The 19907-nt window shown below is 68.8% G+C and carries 18 protein-coding genes and 4 pseudogenes; 11 read left to right on the forward strand and 11 right to left on the reverse strand.

The genetic code is table 11. The features are described 5' to 3' along the window. Positions 1 to 3: 3 nt before the first annotated feature. Positions 4 to 168, reverse strand: coding sequence for a Sec-independent protein translocase subunit TatA (gene tatA / locus ACFU8W_RS03615; protein WP_327242400.1), 165 nt, complete (start codon positions 166 to 168; stop codon positions 4 to 6). A gap of 174 nt (positions 169 to 342) precedes the next feature. Between tatA and ACFU8W_RS03620 the strand changes: the two genes are divergently transcribed. After that, positions 343 to 1842, forward strand: coding sequence for an LCP family protein (locus tag ACFU8W_RS03620; RefSeq protein WP_384031903.1), 1500 nt, complete (start codon positions 343 to 345; stop codon positions 1840 to 1842). Positions 1843 to 2145: 303 nt separating this feature from the next. Here the strand turns inward: ACFU8W_RS03620 and ACFU8W_RS03625 are convergent, their stop codons facing one another. The 3 genes from ACFU8W_RS03625 to ACFU8W_RS03635 are packed head-to-tail and all read right to left on the reverse strand — an operon-like array spanning position 2146 to position 5595. Then, on the reverse strand, positions 2146 to 2511 hold the full coding sequence (locus tag ACFU8W_RS03625; protein WP_384031905.1) for a hypothetical protein: 366 nt from the start codon (positions 2509 to 2511) through the stop codon (positions 2146 to 2148). Beyond that, positions 2511 to 5237, reverse strand: coding sequence for a magnesium-translocating P-type ATPase (gene mgtA / locus ACFU8W_RS03630; protein ID WP_384031907.1), 2727 nt, complete (start codon positions 5235 to 5237; stop codon positions 2511 to 2513). The genes ACFU8W_RS03625 and mgtA overlap by 1 nt, the downstream gene beginning before the upstream one ends. Then, on the reverse strand, positions 5230 to 5595 hold the full coding sequence (locus ACFU8W_RS03635; RefSeq protein ID WP_327242395.1) for a metalloregulator ArsR/SmtB family transcription factor: 366 nt from the start codon (positions 5593 to 5595) through the stop codon (positions 5230 to 5232). The genes mgtA and ACFU8W_RS03635 overlap by 8 nt, the downstream gene beginning before the upstream one ends. Positions 5596 to 5926: 331 nt before the next feature. Between ACFU8W_RS03635 and ACFU8W_RS03640 the strand changes: the two genes are divergently transcribed. The 4 genes from ACFU8W_RS03640 (at position 5927) to ACFU8W_RS03655 (ending at position 8955) form a co-directional block, all read left to right on the forward strand. Beyond that, complete coding sequence (locus ACFU8W_RS03640) at positions 5927 to 6565, forward strand: ATP/GTP-binding protein (protein WP_384031909.1); 639 nt, start codon at positions 5927 to 5929, stop codon at positions 6563 to 6565. Positions 6566 to 6681: 116 nt separating this feature from the next. Beyond that, on the forward strand, positions 6682 to 7095 hold the full coding sequence (locus tag ACFU8W_RS03645; protein ID WP_384031911.1) for a roadblock/LC7 domain-containing protein: 414 nt from the start codon (positions 6682 to 6684) through the stop codon (positions 7093 to 7095). Between the two features lie 130 nt (positions 7096 to 7225). Next, a complete protein-coding gene (locus tag ACFU8W_RS03650) occupies positions 7226 to 8290 on the forward strand; it encodes a DUF6397 family protein (protein WP_384031913.1) in 1065 nt (354 codons plus the stop codon). 53 nt (positions 8291 to 8343) lie between these two features. Beyond that, positions 8344 to 8955 carry a sugar O-acetyltransferase gene (locus tag ACFU8W_RS03655; RefSeq protein WP_384031915.1) on the forward strand — a complete coding sequence of 204 codons (612 nt, stop codon included), beginning with the start codon at positions 8344 to 8346 and terminating at the stop codon, positions 8953 to 8955. Positions 8956 to 9172: 217 nt separating this feature from the next. Here the strand turns inward: ACFU8W_RS03655 and ACFU8W_RS03660 are convergent, their stop codons facing one another. After that, positions 9173 to 9910, reverse strand: a complete 738-nt coding sequence (locus ACFU8W_RS03660; RefSeq protein ID WP_384031917.1) for a hypothetical protein — start codon at positions 9908 to 9910, stop codon at positions 9173 to 9175. Between the two features lie 124 nt (positions 9911 to 10034). Then, positions 10035 to 10460 (reverse strand): annotated as a pseudogene (locus tag ACFU8W_RS03665) (IS200/IS605 family accessory protein TnpB-related protein); the annotation flags it as partial. A gap of 133 nt (positions 10461 to 10593) precedes the next feature. Between ACFU8W_RS03665 and ACFU8W_RS03670 the strand changes: the two are divergent. Both ACFU8W_RS03670 and ACFU8W_RS03675 read left to right on the forward strand, forming a co-directional pair. Continuing rightward, entirely contained in the window at positions 10594 to 10824 is a 231-nt protein-coding gene (locus ACFU8W_RS03670; RefSeq protein WP_384031919.1) for a hypothetical protein, read from the forward strand. Positions 10825 to 11148: 324 nt separating this feature from the next. Continuing rightward, a pseudogene (locus ACFU8W_RS03675) lies at positions 11149 to 11271 on the forward strand (IS5/IS1182 family transposase); the annotation flags it as partial. 242 nt (positions 11272 to 11513) lie between these two features. Here the strand turns inward: ACFU8W_RS03675 and ACFU8W_RS03680 are convergent. The 3 genes from ACFU8W_RS03680 to ACFU8W_RS03690 all read right to left on the reverse strand — a co-directional run bounded on the left by ACFU8W_RS03680 (position 11514) and on the right by ACFU8W_RS03690 (position 14072). Further along, positions 11514 to 12125 (reverse strand): dihydrofolate reductase family protein, encoded by a 612-nt coding sequence (locus ACFU8W_RS03680; protein ID WP_345520125.1) that lies wholly within the window; start codon positions 12123 to 12125, stop codon positions 11514 to 11516. A 415-nt stretch (positions 12126 to 12540) separates the two neighbouring features. Then, on the reverse strand, positions 12541 to 13806 hold the full coding sequence (locus ACFU8W_RS03685; RefSeq protein ID WP_384031921.1) for a M20 family metallopeptidase: 1266 nt from the start codon (positions 13804 to 13806) through the stop codon (positions 12541 to 12543). Between the two features lie 8 nt (positions 13807 to 13814). After that, complete coding sequence (locus tag ACFU8W_RS03690; protein ID WP_384031923.1) at positions 13815 to 14072, reverse strand: TRIC cation channel family protein; 258 nt, start codon at positions 14070 to 14072, stop codon at positions 13815 to 13817. Positions 14073 to 14639: 567 nt separating this feature from the next. Here ACFU8W_RS03690 and ACFU8W_RS03695 point away from each other — a divergent pair. Further along, the gene (locus ACFU8W_RS03695) at positions 14640 to 14867 is read left to right on the forward strand and encodes a DUF6381 family protein (protein WP_384031925.1); all 228 of its coding nucleotides are present in this window, start codon (positions 14640 to 14642) and stop codon (positions 14865 to 14867) included. Positions 14868 to 15030: 163 nt separating this feature from the next. Here ACFU8W_RS03695 and ACFU8W_RS03700 read toward each other — a convergent pair whose 3' ends face one another. Further along, a complete protein-coding gene (locus ACFU8W_RS03700; RefSeq protein ID WP_327242385.1) occupies positions 15031 to 15441 on the reverse strand; it encodes a Fur family transcriptional regulator in 411 nt (136 codons plus the stop codon). A 191-nt stretch (positions 15442 to 15632) separates the two neighbouring features. Here ACFU8W_RS03700 and ACFU8W_RS03705 point away from each other — a divergent pair. Then, positions 15633 to 16036 (forward strand): annotated as a pseudogene (locus ACFU8W_RS03705) (Fur family transcriptional regulator). Between the two features lie 33 nt (positions 16037 to 16069). Next, on the forward strand, positions 16070 to 18301 hold the full coding sequence (gene katG, locus ACFU8W_RS03710) for a catalase/peroxidase HPI (RefSeq protein WP_384031927.1): 2232 nt from the start codon (positions 16070 to 16072) through the stop codon (positions 18299 to 18301). 435 nt (positions 18302 to 18736) lie between these two features. On the opposite strand, the gene ACFU8W_RS03715 is transcribed toward katG, so the two are convergent. After that, positions 18737 to 19225, reverse strand: a complete 489-nt coding sequence (locus tag ACFU8W_RS03715; protein ID WP_384031929.1) for a GNAT family N-acetyltransferase — start codon at positions 19223 to 19225, stop codon at positions 18737 to 18739. A 275-nt stretch (positions 19226 to 19500) separates the two neighbouring features. Here ACFU8W_RS03715 and ACFU8W_RS03720 point away from each other — a divergent pair. Beyond that, positions 19501 to 19863, forward strand: a pseudogene (locus ACFU8W_RS03720) (LAETG motif-containing sortase-dependent surface protein); the annotation flags it as partial. Positions 19864 to 19907: the final 44 nt, after the last annotated feature.

The raw sequence follows: 19907 nt of genomic DNA on the forward strand, positions 1-19907 counted from the left end.
GGCTCACTGCGGGTCGGTCTCCTTCATCGCCTTCGCCTCACTCTTCAGGATCCGCAGAGATTTGCCCAGGGCGCGGGCGGTGTCCGGCAGTTTCTTCGATCCGAACAACACGATCAGTACAACCGCGACAATCAAGAGGTGCCAGGGCTCAAGGCCGTTGCGCAGCATGTGGGTTCCGCCCTTCTTCGCGGACTTCCGGAAGTGGTGGATTCGGTCCGCTATGGGTAGGTCTGGTGATCCATTCGCGCAGCAATACTTGCTACATTGCGCAACTTTACAACCGTGGGGTGGGGTCGGACGTCTTCCTCCATGGAAGCCGGAACCGATCGGACGAGGTGACCAATGACAGGCAGTCGCAAAGTGGCGGCGGGCGGGGGACGGGGCAGCAGGCTCGGGCGCACCGCCATGATGGGGCTGTCGTTTCTCATCCTGCTGGTCTCGGGGGTCGGCTGGGGCTACATCAAACTGACCGGCCAGATCGACACCTTCGGCACTGACGGGATCTCGGGCGACCGGCCCCCCGCCTCGTCGAAGGGGCAGAACGTGCTTGTCATCGGATCGGACACACGCTCCGGCGCCAACAGGAAACTGGGTGGCGGCAAGGGCACCGTGGGGCGCTCCGACACCGCGTTCCTGCTCCATGTGTACGCCGACCACCGGCACGCCGTCGCCGTGTCCATCCCCCGTGACTCCATGGTCGACATCCCGGCGTGCAGGACACCCGGCGGAGAGTGGACCGCACCGCAGCACCACGTCATGTTCAACGGGGCGTTCTCGGTGGGGGAGACCGCCGAGGGAAACCCGGCATGCACCCAGAACACTGTGGAACACCTCACCGGCCTGCGCGTCGACCACACCGTCGTCGTGGACTTCTCCGGCTTCTCCGCACTGACCTCCGCCGTCGGCGGAGTACCGGTCTGCCTGCCGCAGGACATCTACCAACAGGACCTCAACCCGAACCGGCCCACTCGGGGTGCTCTGGTCTTCGCCAAAGGGCCGCAGACCGTCTCCGGGCAGCGGGCACTCGACTACGTGCGGATCCGGCACGGCATCGGCGACGGATCCGACATCGGACGGATCAGACGGCAGCAGGCTTTCATCGGCTCTCTCATCAAGAAGGTCAAGTCCCAGGGACTGAACCCGACCACCCTGCTGCCGCTCGCCGACGCGGCGACCGACTCGATGACCGTGGACCCCGGACTCGGATCGGCCGACCGGCTGCTGAAGTTCGCCATGTCGATGAAGAACATCGATCTGCGCAACACCCGGTTCGTCACCGTCCCGTGGCGTTACGAGGGCGCGCGCGTCGCGATCGTCGAGCCGGAGGCCCAGGCTCTCTGGCAGGCGCTCAAGGCCGACCGGACGATCGACGGTCAGGACGCCAGCGGTCAGGGCAAGGGCGGCCGCAGCGCCAAGAGGCCGGACGACGCGTCACCGTCGCCCGCCGCCTCTGCCCCCGTCTCCGGTACGGGCATCAGCCTCGCCGTCTACAACGGCACCACGGTCAACGGCCTTGCGGCCCGCGCCGCCGAACTCCTGCGCGCCCACGGCTTCACCGTCACCGGTACGGCCACCGCGAGCAGCCAGGACCGCATGTCGACCGTCATCCAGTACGGGCCGGGTCTGGAGGCCGAAGCGGAGACCACCGCGCGCCTCTTCGCCGGGGCACGGACCATGGCGTCCGGCACCTCGGGCATCCAGGTGGTCCTCGGGACCTCGTACGCAGAGAATCCGTCGCCCGCTGCCGAGGCCACGCCGACACCCAGCGCGGTTCCTTCCACTGTCGGCGACGGGGCTCGGTCGGCCGATGAAGACCTGTGCAAGGACCTCTCGTACGGTTGACCGAGCGCGATCAGGCTCCCGTCCGGAGCTGCAGGGCGGGGTGACGGGGCGGTGCGAAGCCGAACGACTCGTACAGCCCCGCGCCGTTCGCAGTCGCGTTGAGATCGACCACCGTGACGGGCGTCTCCTCCCGGAACCACGTCAGCAGCGCATCTAAGGGCTGTCCCGCAATCCCTGGCGGGCGCACGACGACAGCTACGGCACCTCACTGTGTTGTCGGAACGCCCGAATACACCCAGTATGAGGACGCCCCTCCGCCTTGCGATGCACCGCATCTGACGCCGCGCGCTGATCGACCAGGGATTACGGGACAGCCCTTAGGCAGGCTCCCGCATGCCCGCGGCGCCGACGCCGCGGATCGGTGGCCACATGGGAGATGTGCCCGTGCAGCCCGCTGGGATTGGCCGGGCTGGGTGCGTGCGCATCGCACGCGCCGACCGCACTCGCCACGACGCCGAGCTCCGGATCGTCGACCAGGAACGCGGCGAACTCGCCGGGAAGCCGCAGCCGCTCGGCGAACCACTGCGCCGAGGCCGCCCGCCACGGAGCATCGGCGTCACCGGTCTCGACCCCCATGTCCGAGAGCATCAGGGCGCGCATCCACACCAGAGCGGGCACATCGTCGGGAATGGCGCGGCGCACGTGGACACGGACGTGCGGCAGGGGCATCAGTTTCTCCAGGTGCGCCGGTAGCGGTTACGGGCCGTCCTCAGCCCGAAGGCGTACAGCGCGAGCACTGTGGCGAGCAACAGGTAATAGAGCGGCGGCAGCGCGCTCATCCCCAGCAGCGGCCCGAGCGGAGTCAGCGGCAGCAGGAGGCCGACCAGCGCAAGACCGGCCGCGGCCACGCGCAGCGGGCCGCCCCCCTCGCCTTCGGCGGTACGCCGGCCGGTCCGGAGCAGCAGCATCACCAGAGCCTGCGTGAGCAGATTCTCGGTGAACCACCCGGACTGGAACGCCGCCTGGCCACCGGACGTCGCAGATCCGTGCAGGGCAAGTGCGAGCACGGCGAATGTGGCCAGGTCGGCAGTCGCGTTCAGCAGACCGAATCCGGTGATGAAGCGCAGGAAGTCGCGAGGGTGCAGCACCGTGGGCCGCCGCAGCACCACGGCCGCCGGACGGTCGAAGGCGAACGCGAGCTGCGCCACGTCGAAGCACAGGTTCTGGACCAGGACCTGCGCCGGGAGCATCGGCAGGAACGGCAGCAGGAGACCCGCGGCGAGCATGGCAATGACATTGCCGAGGTTCGACGACAGCGTGATCCGTAGATAGGTGGCGATGTTGCCGCCGCTGCGCCGGCCCGCGGTGATCGCGTCGTCGATGGCGGTGAGGTCCTTCTCGGCGAGCACCACATCGGCGGTCTCCCGCGCCACGTCGACCGCGTTGCGCGGACAGATCCCGACATCGGCGGCGTGCAGCGCGGGCAGATCATTGACCCCGTCGCCCAGGAAACCCGTGGTACGTCCGGCGGCACGCAGCGCCGAGACGATCCGGGCCTTGTGCTCCGGCGTACAGCGGGCGAACACGGTGACCCGGCCGACGAGCGCGGCGAGTTCGGCCTCGGACAGCACGTCGATCCGGTCCGCGGACACCACCTCGCCCGGGTCGAGGCCCAGATCGCGGCAGGCACGGGTGGCAGTCCCCGGATGGTCGCCGGTGAGGACCTTCACAGCGACATTGTGATGCTCCAGTACATGCAGTGCATCGGCAGCGGTCGGCGCGAGGGCGTCACGCAGGGCGACGAAGCCGAGGAACGTCAGCCCCCGCTCGTCGGCCGGTGTGTACGTTCCGAGTCGGGCGGTTCGCTCGGTCAGGGCCACGGCGAGCAGCCGCAGCCCGCTCGCGGCCTCGCGCGCGGCCAGGGCGCCCAGCCGGTCCCGCTCGCTGTCGTCCAGAGCGCACCGTTCGAGCACCGCCTCCACCGCTCCCTTGGTGACGAGGGTGTGGGCGCCGAGCCTTCCGGGACGGCGGACGACAGCGGTGGCGAGGCGGCGCACCGGATCGAACGGCAGGGCTGCCACACCGTCGTACGCCGACAGCGGGTCAGGTCCACCGCGCTCCGCCGCGGCGTCCAGCACCGCCTCGTCGAGAGCGTCGGGCGCCGGCAGATCGGCGAGCTGCAGCGTCCACAGGGCGTTGACCGCCGCCCAGTGAAGCACCTGCTCGTCGGGCCGGCCCGCGCCGTCCACCGACCGTTCGACGACGGGCCGATCCTGGGTCAGCGTCCCCGTCTTGTCCAGGCACAACACATCCATCGCACCGAGATCGTGCAGCGCGGGAAGCCGCTTGACGATCACCCCGCTGGTGCGGGCGAGCAGCGAAGCGCCCCTGGCCAACGCCGTCGTGACGATGACCGGCAGCATCTCGGGGGTCAGACCGACCGCCACCGCCACGGCGAACGGCAGTGTCTCCAGGCCGCGCCCGCGCAGCGCCGCGTTGGCCATCAGCACCAGCGGGGGAGTGAGCAGCATGAACCGGACCAACGTCCAGGAGATCCCCTGAACCGAACGGTCGAAGGCGCTCGATCCGCGACGGCGCGGGGAACGTGCGTACGCGGCGGCGAACCGGGTGTTCCCACCGCTCGCGACCACGACCGCCGTACCGCTGCCGGACGCGACACTGCTGCCCTGAAAGCACAACTGGGGCTCGGCGAACGGTCCGGCCTCTCCGGTTTCGGTGTGTCGTCCGGCAGAAGGCGTGGCCGGCCGGTGCGGTGCGTCGACGGGATGCTTCTCGACCGGGGAGGACTCCCCGGTGAGAGCGGACTGATACACGGTCAGCCCGCTCGCGCGGAGCAACCGCACATCAGCAGGCACGAGATCTCCGGGGCCGAGCCTGATGACATCGCCCGGCACCAGCTCCGCGACCGGCAGCTCACGGGCCGACGGCGCCGCCTCCGGACCGGTGCGGCGCAGTACGGTCGTGGTCGTCGCCACCAGCTCCCGCAGCGCCGCCATCGCCCCGTCGGCCCGGTGTTCCTCCGTGGAGCGCAGCAGGCAGCTGACCAGCACGAGCACCAGAGTCACGGATGCGGTGCCCCACGCGCTGACCGCGGCGGAGGTCAGACCCAGACAGAGCAGAACCGAGGTGAACGGGTCCCGCAGGCTGCGGACGAAGCGCTGCGGCCAGGAGACCGGACGCCAGGCCGGAAGGGTGTTGTCGCCGAGCCGACCGAGTCGTTCCTCCGCCTGCGTCTCCAGAAGTCCGCGCGGTCCGCTGTCCAGAGAACGCAGCACCTGCAACGACGTCAGCGAGGCCCCGTCCGTCCCTGCCGCTGTCGGGCCGGTGGAGGCGGTCGGGCTGGCCGCCGTGCCTGCTATCGGTACGGCGGCGGATGGGGGAGAGCCGAGGAGATCGCTGTGGCCGGGCCCTGCTGCGGCGCTGCTCTCAGGCACCGAGCTCACGGAGGCGTACCGGCTGCGCAGGAGCGTGCCCGGCCCGTGCAGCGAGCTGGCCGACCATCAGCCGCACCACCGTCACCACATCAGGATCGTCGACCAGATACACCTGGCGGCGGCCTTCGCGCCGCGAGCGTACGAGACCAGCGAGCTTCAGCTTTGTCAGATGCTGGCTGACCGAGGGCAGCGTCCCGCCCACCCGCTCCGCCAGACCGGTCACATCGCTCTCGCCCTGGGACAGCGCCCATACGATGTGCAGGCGCGCAGGCGTCGCCAGCAGACCGAAGGCGGCGGCCGCCTCCGCCAGCACCTCCGCGGGCGGATCCACGAAGTTGCCGCCGGCACCTGTCGACACTCTTGCTCTCCTGTCCACCCGGACCGTTTCCCGCGCCACGAAGCGACAGTGTAGGCGGCAGTCGCGGTCGGCCCCAGAATCCAGGCCTCGACCCCCTGGATCGGTTCCGGCTCGAACATGGTTCGAATTCGGCTCGAATAGTGACCTCATGCAGACATCGACGATCCCTGTTCGGCGACTGAGGTCAAAAACCGATCACGTCGCTCGGGACGGACGGCTGCTTGCCATGCTGTCCACCGTACTGCTGCCCACAGATACCGAACCGAGCCCGTCAAGACAGCTCTGAACTGCGTTTTTACGTCTTGAGGCTCACGGGTGAGAGAAGTGATCGATGCCTTCCGAGCACGCTGGCAGAACCGGTGGGGAGACCGTCGAGGGAATGGCCGGAGAGGCCGTGGAGACCGACGCGCTCGCATTGAAGATATTGGTCGCCGGTGGATTCGGGGTCGGCAAGACGACTCTGGTCGGTGCGGTGAGCGAGATCCGGCCGCTGCGGACGGAGGAACTCCTCAGCGAGGCCGGACAGTCGGTCGATGACACCGGCGGAGTGGATCAGAAGACCACCACGACCGTTGCCATGGACTTCGGACGTATCACCATCCGGTCCGGTCTCGCGCTCTATCTGTTCGGCACACCGGGACAGGACCGCTTCTGGTTCCTCTGGGACGAGCTCTCTCAGGGGGCGCTCGGAGCGGTTGTCCTCGCGGACACCCGGCGGCTGGAGGACTGCTTCCCGGCCGTCGACTACTTCGAACACCGCCGGATCCCGTTCGTTGTCGCCGTCAACTGTTTCGCGGGCGCCCGCGCCTACGGCGAGCGGGAGGTCTCCCGTGCCCTCGACCTGGACCGGGGCACGCCCGTCGTGCTGTGCGATGCGCGCGACCGCGACTCCGGCAAGGAAGTTCTCATCCGCATGGTGGAGTACGCGGGCCGCATGCATACGGCCCGGCTCCTCGACTCGGTCGGCTGACCCCTGTCCGGACGACGAGCCCGAAACGGAGGGACGGTTGCCCCGACGTGCGCTGTGCGCAAGGCTTACGCGCAACGTGGGGTACGGGGAACGCATGAGCGGGGAGGAGCGGGGAAATGGCGCTGGACAGGGGACTTGACTGGCTCCTCGACGATCTCACCGGCCGGGTCGAGCACATACAGCATGCGCTGGTGTTGTCGAACGACGGCCTGGTGACGGGGGCGAGCACGGGCCTGGCGCGGGAGGACGCGGAGCATCTCGCAGCGGTCTCGTCGGGGCTGCACAGCCTCGCGCGAGGCTCGGGACGGCACTTCCGGGCAGGAAGAGCCAGGCAGACGATGGTGGAGTTCGACGAGGCGCTCCTCTTCGTGACAGCCGCCGGAGACGGGAGCTGCCTCTGTGTGCTGACCGCGGCCGAGGCCGACGTCGGCCGGGTCGCCTACGAGATGACGCTGCTCGTGAACAGGGTCGGAGAGCACCTGGGGGTCACTGCGCGTCAGCGCGGCAGCGGAGAAGTCAACCGGCTCTGACCGTCCGGATCCCCTTCTCGACTGCATCTTTCGCCCGGCCGTGGGAGTTGTCCACAGGCCGGGCGAAAGGCTTTCTGCTCGGTTACGGTGATCACACAGAGTCACCATAACTACACGGGGGAGTACGGCCATGGTCATGACGGATGCGACGCGCGCCGCAGCACCGCGCGCAGGATCTCGGCGCTCGCAGAACGACCCGACGGACACCGACTCGACGAAAGTCGATCCGACGAAGGCTGATCCGACAGAAGTCGGCCGGACGGAAGTCGGCGCGACGGTGGCCGCAGGGAGGGCGGCGCAGGAGCTGAACCTGAAGCGCGGGGAATTCGAGCTCGCCGTGCACCTGAGCATCGTGCGGATCGCGGCGGAGCAGGCTGGTGGCAGGCCCAGGGTGAGCCGGGAGGAGATCGACCGGCTGAGGTCGGGGGACGGGTTCCCGGACACACTGCGAGAACGGGTGCGGACGGTGGGGACAGCGGAAGGCGCGCGGCTGCTCGGCATCAGTCCGGTCCGCTTCACCAGGCTGGCCAGGGCCGGATGCATCACCCCTGTCGCGTTCCACCTCAACCGGTACCGGGCGATTGTCTGGCTCTATCTCGCCCAGGAACTCGTCGGGTTCGCGGCCGAGGCGCCGCAGCTGCTGACCGGGAACAGCCCGGCCTGGATGCGGACATGTCTGGACGCAGGAACCGACTGGCGGACGCGCAACTGGCGCTCGCACCGGATCGAGCGCCTGCTGAGCCGAACGGAGGATCCCTGGGGGCGGGCTGCGGTGCTTGCCTGCGCGCTGGATCCGGTGCAGCTGGCGGAAGTGGTCGACGATCCGTACGAGCGTGCGTACCTCAGGAGGGTCCAGCCCGGTCCGGTCTTCGGGCCACCCGGATCCGTCGCCGCTCGCGACACCATGACTCACCTGATGCGCGCCGACGACCCGGACGAGATCCTCTGGCGCCGGGTCAATCTCGTCCTGGAGCTGGACAGCGCGCGCGAGACCCGTCCAGCACCTCATCCGGGGGACGACCGGCGACCCGATCCGGACTGCTCGGTCCCCGGCCCTGTCTCTCTCCCCGCCCCTCCTCCTGTGAGCGATTCCGGCCCTGTTCAGGTAGCCGGACTGCTCGCCCGGCTTGGCCTGCGGACGCGCGAGGTCCTGCGCAGGGCAGGCGAGGAACGAAGCTCGGGCGAAGCCCGTTGAACGAGTGGGCGACGCGGATCATGCAGACGGACGAGGAGCACGCGAGGAGGGTCATGGCGGAGAACAAGCAGCGGATGCTGGCCGGCGACTGGTACATCGCGGACGACCCGGAACTGAGGGCCGACACCGAGCGGCGTATCGAACTCTGCGAGGCGTTCAACGCCGCAGCGCGGGCAACTCCCGCCGCACGGCGGAAGATCCTTGAAGAGCTGCTCGACTCGGTGGGTGAGGGGGTCGCCATCCGGGCACCGTTCCACTGCGACTACGGTTCGTTCATCACCATCGGACCGCGCACGTTCATCAACTTCGGAGCGGTCTTCCTCGATGCCGCGCCCATCACGATCGGCGCCGATGTGCAGATCGGGCCGAACGTGCAGCTGCTGACCCCCAGCCATGAACTGGACACGGAGCGCCGCAGAGCAGGCTGGGAGAAGGCGGACCCCGTGACGATCGGGGACAACGTCTGGCTCGGCGGGGGCGTGATCGTGTGTCCCGGCGTGACCATCGGGGCGGACACTGTTGTCGGTGCAGGATCGGTCGTCACCAAGGACCTTCCGTCCGGCGTCCTGGCGGTGGGAAATCCGGCCCGGGTCATCCGTTCTCTCGCACGGGGCGGGGGAGCGGCGGAGGGAGAAGGAGGGGTGGCTGCGGAGTCCGGCGGATAACGGCTCGCGCAGGGACGCCCGTACCGGCATCCCGGCCCCATGCTGATCGGGGAAGCCGTTGTCGAGGACCGGCCCGCCCTCCGGCGGCCTCTGTGCTGAGCTCGTGTGTTCCTCGGTCGGACCACATGATCAGTCAAAGGCCCCCTTGTGTAAGGAAGTTGACAGTCCGAGTGATCAAGGGCGAGGAGCCGTTCGACCTCCGAGGTCAAAGTTCAAGTCAGGCCGTATTACGCCACACCGTCACGTCCACGTTGGCGTAGGCGGTCCCCGACGAGCCCCGATATGTCACGAGCCCCACGTGCCCCGTCCCGCTGATGACACACATGTGCTGGCCCACAGTGAGGTCCTTGACCCAGATGTAGCTCTTGTAGCCGGTCGCCGCCTTGCACGCCACCAGGCTCCCCTGCCGACCGACGGGCAGCAGAGCAAGGGAGCTGCCGGAGGTGGTGCCCGGGGCGAGGACCGCCCCCGAGGAGTAGACGGCATAGGTGAGATCCTCGTCGGCGCTCCCGGAATCCGCCTTGGACCGCACTGGGGTGTCCGCCAGATACAGGTCGTGGCTCGCCGTCATCCGGATCCCGGAGTACGTGGCCGAGGCAGGAGCCTTCGGGGCCACGGGCTTGCTGGAAGCGGCGGGCGCGGCAGCCGAGGTCGCGGCCCGCGTGGGCATCGCGAGCCCCGAACGAGCGGGCCGCAGCGCGGACTTGGTGGGCTCGGGCTTTTTCGAGGCTTCGGTGGTAGGCGAGCCGGACGTCGACGGCGACGCCTCGGCGGCCGGAGCCGACTGCGACGCGGCCGCTTCCTGCGACCTGTTGTCGCTCTTGTCGCCGTCGCCCGGGACGAGCAGCAGCGCGGCGGTCGCCCCACAGGCGACGAGTACGACGGCGGCCACCGACAGCATCCAGGCTCGGGCCCTGCGGCCCTTGCCATTCGTGGCCACCGAGGACGTCGCCACACCGGCCGGATTCTGTGGCTGCGGACCGGGAGGCGGTGCGTACGCGCCCGGCACGGCCTGAGACCCCATCACAAACGGCCCGGGCAGAACGGCATGGGACGGCTCGGTGGGGGTGTAACCGTTCCTATCCAGTGTGCGTGAGTGAGTCCTGGACCCACTGCTGCGTACTGGGCGCATCCCGAACGGTGTTGGATGCGCTGGGTTCCCGCTTTCGCTTCCCGCTCGGTGACAACCCTCCAGGGGGCCGGTCCGTTGCGGGTGGGCGGGTTCCCTCACGCCCCCGGTCACCTGACCCGGCCTGGGCGGTCCGATGCCCCGCACGATCACTCCGGTCGTGCGGGGGCGGTGCCGTCCGACGCCGGACCGGGTGCCCGAGGGCGCGTCGTCCGATCGCGATGCCCGCGGCATCGTGACGGGACATGGTGCGGCGGGGGGTGACCAGTGGTTTCTGCCAGTGCTGGGCACCCCACAAAGTGGTGTAGGCGGGGTCGACCGCGACAATGCTCAGGCCGTGTTCGGCGGCCATGGAGACGAGCCGGGCAGCTCCCCGGCCTGATCGCCGCCCTCAAGGCGGCCCGCTCCCGGACGGCGCTGCTCATCCGCCCGGACGCACTCTGCCTCGGCTTCGTCGTTCCCATGCACGTCGAAGCCCGGCACCTCGCCGCATCTTCGCCCGACAGCCCGTGCGGCAGGACGCGTTCGCCGCCAAGACCGCGCAGCCGGCCTGGCCCCTGGAAGCCTGCTCCGACACCCGCGCTCATCTCCTGCTCGTCGACGAGGACGCCGACGGTGCATCCGCACAGGCTGCTCAGCGCTCGGCCGACCAACCCGACCTTGGCACCCCTGGCGTGGGCCGGAACAACGACACCGCCCGCATCCGCAACCTGGCCGCCCGCACGCGCGGGCCGGCCTGACCGAACTGCAGCGCGCCTCAGGAACAGCGGCGAACTGTCGGATGCTGCCCCGTCCGGCGGTCCGAAGCTGGACACGCGCAAGTGGTCGGCCACACCCGGCACAGGCGGCCATGGGTTCTACGGGGCCGTGACAGAGGCCGGAGAACCGTTGTTGCCCAGCTCGCCCCGGTTCGGTTGGACAGGGGTCAGGTCGAGCCTGTTCTGGGCTTGGGCTGCGTGATGGCCGGCCAGACGGCCGGAGACCATGGCCCAGCCGATATGGAGGCCGTGGTTGAGCAGCTGGAGTCCACCCTGGCCGGTCGAACCCACCGGAGCGAGATCGGCACCCGGCACGGGCGCCGGGCCCTGGGCTGTTTCAAGCAGGCCGTGCTGATTCTGCGCTGGTTCATCGACGGTACCCGCCTGTCCCAACTCGCACGCGACAACGGTCTGTCCAGCTCGACCGCATCATCTAAACGATCACACATGTGACGTTCAACGACACGTGGCCAGCCCTCGCCGCGGAACCGCAGGTCGTGGCCCCGTGCTCAACCGCGCCTGGCCACTTCGCTCAGGGACAGTTGGCCACGTGGGCCGCGGGATCCGCGACTCCGGCGGAATGTGTACATGGGATCATCAGTGATCGCCAGTCGGGGTGAGGGAGTCCGACCGGCGATCACTTCCGTCGGTGCCCGTCCGGCACCAGGGGCCTACGCGTCGGCCCCATAGGCCCCGTACTCCGGAAGCCCCGTCGATTCGAAGATGTGTACCGACAGGCCACCCGGTGTCGTCTGATGGGTGACCAGCCGCAGGCCGGCCGGTGCGCCGCCGTCCGGGAACAGGCGTCGGCCCTGGCCCACCACGACCGGGGCGATCACGAGCCGCAATGTGTCGATCAGCCCGGCGGCCAGCAGGGACTGGGCCAGCTGGGCGCTGCCGTGGATCTGCAGTTCCCGGCCGGGCTGCCGCTTCAGCTCGGCGACCTGGGCGGGGACGTCGCCGGACAGGATCGTGGTCGGATTCCACTCGGCCTGGGTCAGGCTGTGGGAGGCCACGTACTTCGGCAGGCCGTTCAAGATGCCGGCGGCGGGGTGGTCGGTCATCTTCGGCCAGTCCCGCGCGAAGTTCTGGTAAGTACGGCGGCCGAACAGGAACGCGTCCGCCTCGCCGAGCCAGGTGCCGGCCAGCCGCTCGAACTCCTCGTCCAGGTGCGGCACGAACCAGCCACCGCGCGTGAACCCGTCGCTGGTGTCCTCGTCCGGGGACCCCGGCCCCTGGGAGACACCGTCGAGCGTCAGGAACTCCTGCACAACCAGCTTCATCGCACACCAACTCTCTCTTCGACCTCGATGGCAGATTCGGCGGGAGAAGCGACCGTCCGCGCTCCTCGGACGCTGTGGCGCGCAGAAACTCATCGGTCTGAACGCTGCTGACCGTGGCGGCCTGCGCGAGCCCGCGAGGCTCCGCCGACAAACTTGCAGGTCGGATGACCGGCGAGGAGCGCGTGGCCACCTATCGCTGCGCTTGGCCACCTTATCGGTGGACGTCACATCACACAGCCATGACCGCTTACCGGGAAAGGCTCACTTTCGACGGCCGCCTTTCCGTAGTCCGTCATTAACTCCAACAACCCGAGTGACACCACTTGTTCGGCAGAAATCCAGGGTGTCCATTCTGGTCGTCACACACCGACGTTGGGCGCCCTGGCGCCATCTCCGCAGCCGACCCCGGACCCACTCATCCACTGGAGAGGGCCAGCCACGCGAGGGCGGAGGCGGTGAGGGCCTTGATGCCGGTATCGAGGGTGGGTTGCATCACCGGGGCGAAGGCGGGGCTGTGGTTGACCGGGATGTCCTGGGAGACGGTGCCTTTCTTCTGAGCGCTGGCGTAAAGGTCGGGGGAGGTGCCGCCGATGCACCAGTAGGTGAACGGGGCGCCGAACGCGTGGGGAATCACGCTCATGTCCTCGCTGGCCGTTTGCAGTTCGGCTGTGTGCGCGTCGTCGCCGAAGCATGCGGCGAAGGCGCGGGCGACGGTGTCGGTGGCCTCTTGGTCGTTGATCGTGGGCGGGAACGCCGACAGGCGTTCGAACTCCGGTTCCTTGGGGGCGTTTGCGCCTTGGGCCTCCGCCCGCACGATCCGTTCGATCGCGGCAAGCACCTGCTTGCGGACGGCGGTGTCATAGGTACGCACGTTGAGCTGGAGCACGGCGCGGTCGGGGATGACGTTCGGCCCCGTTCCGGACTGAATGCTGCCGACGGTGAGTACGGCAGGGGTGGTGGCTGACAGCTCGCGGGAGACCACCGTCTGCAGGCGGATGACGCTCATGGCCGCCATGATCACTGGGTCGACAGCGGCCTGCGGTGCCGAGCCGTGGGCACCGCGTCCGTGCAAGGTGACGCGCAGGCTGTCGGCAGCCGACAGGAACGACCCGGCGCGGGTTCCGACGTAGCCTGCTGGGTAGGGCAGCACGTGCTGCGCCAGCACAACGTCCGGTTGGGGTGCCTTGCTGGTCAGGCCGTCGTCGATCATGGCCTGGGCACCGTCGCCGTTCTCCTCCGACGGCTGGAACAGCACCACCACGGTGCCCTGCCAGGCGTCGGTGGCCCGGGCCATGAGCTGCGCGAAGCCGACCAGGCAGGCAACGTGCACGTCATGGCCGCAGGCGTGCATGACCGGCTGCTCAACGCCGTCACGACCGGTGGCGGTGACCGTGGACGCGTACGGCAGCCCGGTGTCCTCCTTCACCGGCAGCGCATCCATGTCCGCGCGGAGCATCACGGTTGGGCCGCTTCCCCGCGTGAGCACGCCGATGACACCGGTCGTGCCGATGCCTTCGGTCACGTCGTAGCCGAATCCGCGCAGGGCCCGGGCGACCTTCCCTGCCGTGCGGTGCTCCTGCAGTCCGAGCTCCGGGTGGGCGTGGAGGTCTTTGTAGAAATCTTCCACGCTGGTCCGGATGCCGTCCAGACCAGCAAGAACGGTCGTTACGCTGCTGTCCATGGGCTTCATTACCTCCGGTGCATGTCCCCGCGTACGAGCGCAATGGGGGGCGTTGCATAGAGCCCATTGCCGCCGAACACTGCAGACACCCGCCGCAGCACATCACGTGCTGCGCCTGCGCCCACCGCAGTAGTGATGCCCAGCAGCACAGCCGGAAGCCACCCCAGCGCGGCAGGCAAGTGTCTTCTGCGATCGGCTGACCGCCCAGAAACCGATGCCGACGGCGTCAAGGGCGACGAACAGTCGATTCCGCTGCCCACATACATGAATTATCAGGTCTTTTCCGGCGGTGGCTCAGCCGTACTTCGAGAAGACGCTTTCATGCCGGGCTGAAAGGCGCTCGGCCCGCTAGGCCGTCCGGGTCCCCGGTGTGAGCCGGTATCCGACGTCGTCCTGCAGCGTCGTCCCGCTGCGTCCAGACCAAGGGCACCGGCCGGGTATGGATCGACGGCTGCTGCCGCCGACCTTGTCGGTGTGGAGTTGGGTGCACTGGACGCCGGGGGTGACCTGGTTCCGGCCGCCGGGGAAGCCGCCGCTTTCGTGGGTGCAGGATCAGGGGATGTCGTCGGTGAGCTTGACCTGGGTCTTCGGGTTGCCGCCGGCGGCCGTCGTCCACACCTCGAAGGTGAGGTTGCTCTTGTCGCCGTCGGCATCCGTGAAGGTGTTTGCGCAGGACAGTCCGGCAAGTGGCGACGCTCCAGGTGCTGTCGGAGTGACGCGACTCCATCAAGACTGACTGCCTGCGGCGATTGCGCAGGGTGACGTTTCCGGGTGCGCGAGCGGGGGAGCGCTGGTTGGCTGCGACGTGTCCCACCCTCACCTCCCCAGGAGTGATGATGAGCATTGCAGACGAGTCCGCCAGCCGTGCGCGGCAGACGAAGGACAAGGTCCGTGAGCTGAACGAGCGTGCCGAGCAGACGAGCGATCCGAAGGAACGCCGCAGGCTGTACGAGGAGGCCCGGCGCGTGCAGGAGCGGTCCCTCAAGGAGGGCGGAAGCGCGGCCGAGGGCAGGCCGGGACGCCGTGCCGACAGTGAGAAGGACGGGTACGCGTCTCGCTGACGCACCGTCGGCGTTCAGTGGCACGGAGGGCCTCCCACCGCAGCGCGGTGGGAGGCCCTCCGTGCCTTGTGTGCCGTTACCGGCTCATGAGTTCCTCGGCTGCGATCCCGGCAGGCGGTCAGTGGCTGATCTTGCAGCCCTCGAGATCCCCGACAGGGTCGGGTCAGGCACAGGACGGGCACAGCCCGCGGTAGGTGACCTCGACCTCGGACACCGTGAAGCCGAACCGTTCCACCGCCGGGAGTTCGGCCAGCGGATTGCCGGTCGGGTGGACATCGCGGATGGTCCCGCAGCCGGAGCACACCAAGTGCTGGTGCGGGTGGTGTGCGTTGGGGTCGTAGCGCTTGGCGCGTCCGTCGGTGGAGACCTCGATGACCTCGCCGAGGGAGACCATCTCGCCCAGGGTGTTGTAGACGGTCGCGCGGGAGATCTCGGGCAGCCGCTGCGCCGCGCGGGCGTGCACCTCGTCGGCCGTGAGATGCACGTGGTCGCCGTCGAGGACCTCCGCAACGACACGCCGCTGGGAGGTCATCCGCCAGCCACGTCCTCGCAGTCGCTCCAGCAGGTCACTCATATCGATTCACCTATTCAGATTCGGTGGGATACCGGAATTTACCAGTGGAGGTCCGGGTCCTGATCGGATATGGGTTTGGCGTGCTTCTTGACTAAGACTCTGTCCATCGTAGGATCGGTTTCGGCAATAGCCCAGGGACAGGAAGACTCCAGTACGGCAGGAGACAGAGTGACGGGACCACCGCCGAGGAGCTGTGCGGTGCCGGCCTGCGGGTGGTGACGGCCGCCCGCGTCGCGCTGCTCGAGACCGTCCGGGACGGTGGCCACCTCGGCATCGAGGCGATCGCATCCGGGGCGCGCGACCGATGGGCCCCATTTCCCTTGACGTCGTGTGTGAGGCCCTCCACGTGCTCACCGTGGCGGGGCTCGTACGTCGCATCGAACCGCTCGGCAGTCCGGCCCGGTTCGACTGACGCCTCGGGGACAACGACCACCACGTCGTGTGCCTGTGGTGCGGCGTCGTCGCTGACCTCGAACCGCGCGGTCGGCGAGGCGCCCCGCCTGCCCGCGTCCGACGACCACGGCTGCTCGATCAACGGGCCGAGGTCATCTGCCGGAGCCTGTGCCCCGACTGTTCCACCGCCTGCAGTTCCTGAACACCGTGATCCGCCCAGTACGGAAGGATTCCCATGTCTGAGAACCATGATGCAATCGTCGTGGACGCGAAAACGGAGGGCGGAGGTGGTTGCCCGGTCGTGCACGGGCGCGCCTCGCACCCGACTCAGGGCGGCGGAAACCGCCAGTGGTGGCCGGATCGGCTCAACCTGAAGATCCTCGCCAAGAACCCTGCCGTGGCCAATCCCCTCGGCGAGGAGTTCGACTACACCGAGGCGTTCAAGAGCCTCGACCTTCCGGCCGTGAAGCGGGACATCGCAGAGGTACTGACGCACTCGCAGGACTGGTGGCCGGCCGACTTCGGTCACTACGGCCCGTTCATGATCCGGATGGCGTGGCACAGCGCGGGCACCTACCGGATCAGCGACGGCCGCGGCGGCGCCGGGGCCGGCCAGCAGCGCTTCGCCCCCCTCAACAGCTGGCCGGACAACGGGAACCTCGACAAGGCCCGCCGCCTGCTGTGGCCGGTCAAGAAGAAGTACGGCCAGAGCATCTCGTGGGCCGACCTCATGATCCTCGCCGGCAACGTGGCCCTGGAGTCGATGGGCTTCAAGACCTTCGGCTTCGGCGGCGGTCGTGCGGACGTGTGGGAGCCCGACGAGGACGTCTACTGGGGGCCCGAGACCACCTGGCTCGGCGATGAGCGCTACACCGGCGACCGGGAGTTGGAGAACCCCCTCGGCGCGGTCCAGATGGGCCTCATCTACGTCAACCCGGAGGGCCCGAACGGCAACCCGGACCCGCTCGCCGCGGCCCGCGACATCCGTGAGACGTTCCGCCGGATGGCGATGAACGACGAGGAGACGGTCGCCCTGATCGCGGGCGGTCACACCTTCGGCAAGACGCATGGTGCGGGCCCCGCGGACAACGTGGGCCCCGACCCCGAGGGCGCCCCGCTCGAGGAGCAGGGCCTCGGCTGGAGGAACTCCTTCGGCACCGGCAAGGGTGGCGACACGATCACCAGCGGTCTCGAGGGTACGTGGACGAACACCCCGGTGACCTGGGACAACAGCTTCTTCGAGATTCTGTTCGGCTACGAGTGGGAGCTGTTCCAGAGCCCCGCCGGTGCGCACCAGTGGAGGCCGAAGGACAGTGCCGGGGCGGGCACCGTCCCCGACGCCCACGACTCGTCGAAGAGCCACGCCCCGACGATGCTGACGACCGACCTCTCGCTCCGGTTCGACCCGGCCTACGAGCAGATCTCGCGACGCTTCCTCCAGAACCCCGACGAGTTCGCGGACGCCTTCGCCCGGGCGTGGTTCAAGCTGACCCACCGGGACATGGGCCCGATCGTGCGCTACCTCGGCCCGGAGGTTCCGGCCGAGACGCTGCTGTGGCAGGACGCCCTTCCCTCGGTGACGCACGAGCTCATCGACGCCGAGGACGTCGCCGCCCTCAAGGGCCAGATCCTCGCCTCTGACCTGTCGGTGTCCCAGCTCGTGTCCACCGCGTGGGCGTCGGCCTCGTCCTTCCGCGGCAGCGACAAGCGCGGCGGCGCCAACGGCGCGCGCATCCGCCTCCAGCCGCAGAGCGGGTGGGCGGTCAACGATCCCGACCAGCTGGCGGCGGTGCTGCGCACCCTGGAGGGGATCCAGGAGTCCTTCAACGCCGGTCAGTCCGGCGGCAAGCAGGTCTCGCTCGCCGATCTGATCGTGCTCGCCGGTGGTGCGGCCGTCGAGCAGGCCGCCAAGGACGCCGGCTTCGACGTCGAGGTGCCCTTCACACCGGGCCGCGTGGACGCGTCGCAGGAGCAGACCGACGTGGAGTCGTTCGCAGCGCTCGAGCCGACCGCCGACGGGTTCCGCAACTACCTCGGGAAGGGCAACCGGCTGCCGGCTGAATACCTGCTGATCGACCGGGCGAACCTGCTGACGCTGAGCGCCCCCGAGATGACGGTCCTCGTCGGTGGTCTCCGCGTCCTGGGCGCGAACTACCAGCAGTCGCCGCTCGGCGTCCTCACCACGACCCCCGGGGCTCTGACCAACGACTTCTTCGCCAACCTGCTCGACCTGGGCACGACGTGGAAGGCAACGTCCGAGGACGCGAACACGTTCGAGGGTCGCGACACCGCCACCGGCGAGGTCAAGTGGACCGGCAGCCGCGCCGACCTCGTCTTCGGGTCGAACTCCGAGCTGCGCGCGCTCGCAGAGGTCTACGCGGGCGATGACGCGAAGAAGAAGTTCGTGAACGACTTCGTCGCGGCGTGGGACAAGGTGATGAACCTCGACCGGTTCGACCTCGTCTGATCACGACGTCCAGGTCGGTTCGCGCCGGGCGGCCACAGATCCGCCCTCGATTGTCGCCGTCGCTGCCCTGGCCCTCAGGCACAGCACCGAGGCGGCAACCGTCGTCGGCAGGTCGGTGACCGTAACTGGAGGCGCCCAGGCGGGCATGCGGTCCCGCCGGGAGTCAGCGGCGGAGGACGAACCTCCGCCGGGCCGTAGGAAGCCCCGGACCGAAGGTCCGGGGCTTCTCGCGTGCCCGCGTGGAGCGCAAGTGCTGAGACACCCAGTCGGACGCCGGCCCACCGAGGAGGCCACTGATCGAGTCCGGGTGATGGTTGCAGCAGGGGGTCGGAGGGGAGCGCAGCTGGCCCAGGACATGCCGGACTCCTTTCGGAGTTCGGCTGATGACAGAAGTGCCCCGGAATCGTCGGACACCTGGCCGGTGCCCGGCGCTTCTCACAGAGCGCGGTGCATGATGTGCAGCCCGACGTAGCCCTTCTTCGGGTGGCGGAAACCCTCCGGCAGCGTGCCCAGTACCTCGAAGCCGAGTGCCCGATACAGGTTCACCGCGTGGACGTTGGTCTCCACAACCGCGTTGAACTGCATCGCCCGGTAGCCCGCAGCACGTGCCCACTGGATCGTGTATTCGCATAGCGCGCGCCCCACGCCCTGCCCTGAGTGCGCCGGGTCGACCATGTAGCTGGCGCTCGCGACGTGCGATCCGTTGCCCATGTGGTTGCGGTTCATCTTTGCCGTGCCCAGGACCGTACCCGCGTCGTCCACCGCGACGACGGTCCGGTCGGGGGATGGCAGGATCCACCAGTCACGGCCTTGGTCCTGACCGAGATCCGTCGGATAGGTGAACGTCTCACCTGCGGCGACGATGGTGTGGAAGAAGGGCCAGATGGCGGCCCAGTCCTCCAGGTTGGCTTCCCTGATCAACATTCGGTCAGGATGCCGGAACGGGAACGCAACCTCCAGCACTTTTCCCGCCCAGAACGCCGTCGGATTCCGCGGGTGACTCCATCGGGCGGGGGCTGGGGTGCAGGCGCTGGGGTGCGCACAGGGATGGTCCGTATGCGGTGGGAGGTGCGCTCAAGGCGGCCGCGAGCCGTTCGATACGGTCCGATGGCGGATGCTTACGTCCTGCCACCGTCCACATGGCCGCAGTCGAACGAAGTGTCCGTAAGGAGTTCCACAAGACGATCGAACTGCCGTAACACGACAAGGAACTGACAGTCCATCTGGTCGTGAGGGCCGGCGACGGCGACCGGTTCTCGAAGGACGACTCCAAGCAGGCACCGGTGTGTGAGGACAACACCCCGACGCCCACGCCGACGGCATCCGAGTCGAAGCCGGCCGAGAAGCCCACGACGGAGGCGTCCGCGCCGAGCGCCACGCCGAGCCAGAGCTCCCCCGAGACCGCGCCCGCCGCGGCGTCGCCGAGCCCCAGCTCGCCCGACCCGGCCGAGACGGGTTCGTCGTCCGCAACGCCCGTCATCGGTGGTGCGGATGTCGCCGTGCTGCTGGCCGGTGGCGGCATCATGTGGTCCGTGCGCAGGCGTCGCACCGCGCAGGGCTGACGTGGCTGAGCAGTCCACTGGTTCGAGCGCAGGACCGTGCGGGA

This window comes from Streptomyces sp. NPDC057565 (assembly GCF_042801455.1).
Classification (GTDB): Bacteria; Actinomycetota; Actinomycetes; order Streptomycetales; family Streptomycetaceae; genus Streptomyces; species Streptomyces yanii.

Coding starts and splice junctions, on each gene's coding strand:
- tatA (WP_327242400.1), bottom strand. CDS start 168: ATGCTGCGCAACGGCCTTGAGCCCTGGCACCTCTTGATTGTCGCGGTT.
- ACFU8W_RS03620 (WP_384031903.1), top strand. CDS start 343: ATGACAGGCAGTCGCAAAGTGGCGGCGGGCGGGGGACGGGGCAGCAGG.
- ACFU8W_RS03625 (WP_384031905.1), bottom strand. CDS start 2,511: ATGCCCCTGCCGCACGTCCGTGTCCACGTGCGCCGCGCCATTCCCGAC.
- ACFU8W_RS03640 (WP_384031909.1), top strand. CDS start 5,927: ATGCCTTCCGAGCACGCTGGCAGAACCGGTGGGGAGACCGTCGAGGGA.
- ACFU8W_RS03645 (WP_384031911.1), top strand. CDS start 6,682: ATGGCGCTGGACAGGGGACTTGACTGGCTCCTCGACGATCTCACCGGC.
- ACFU8W_RS03650 (WP_384031913.1), top strand. CDS start 7,226: ATGGTCATGACGGATGCGACGCGCGCCGCAGCACCGCGCGCAGGATCT.
- ACFU8W_RS03655 (WP_384031915.1), top strand. CDS start 8,344: ATGGCGGAGAACAAGCAGCGGATGCTGGCCGGCGACTGGTACATCGCG.
- ACFU8W_RS03680 (WP_345520125.1), bottom strand. CDS start 12,125: ATGAAGCTGGTTGTGCAGGAGTTCCTGACGCTCGACGGTGTCTCCCAG.
- ACFU8W_RS03685 (WP_384031921.1), bottom strand. CDS start 13,806: ATGGACAGCAGCGTAACGACCGTTCTTGCTGGTCTGGACGGCATCCGG.
- ACFU8W_RS03690 (WP_384031923.1), bottom strand. CDS start 14,072: ATGTATGTGGGCAGCGGAATCGACTGTTCGTCGCCCTTGACGCCGTCG.
- ACFU8W_RS03695 (WP_384031925.1), top strand. CDS start 14,640: ATGATGAGCATTGCAGACGAGTCCGCCAGCCGTGCGCGGCAGACGAAG.
- ACFU8W_RS03700 (WP_327242385.1), bottom strand. CDS start 15,441: ATGAGTGACCTGCTGGAGCGACTGCGAGGACGTGGCTGGCGGATGACC.
- katG (WP_384031927.1), top strand. CDS start 16,070: ATGTCTGAGAACCATGATGCAATCGTCGTGGACGCGAAAACGGAGGGC.
- ACFU8W_RS03715 (WP_384031929.1), bottom strand. CDS start 19,225: ATGTTGATCAGGGAAGCCAACCTGGAGGACTGGGCCGCCATCTGGCCC.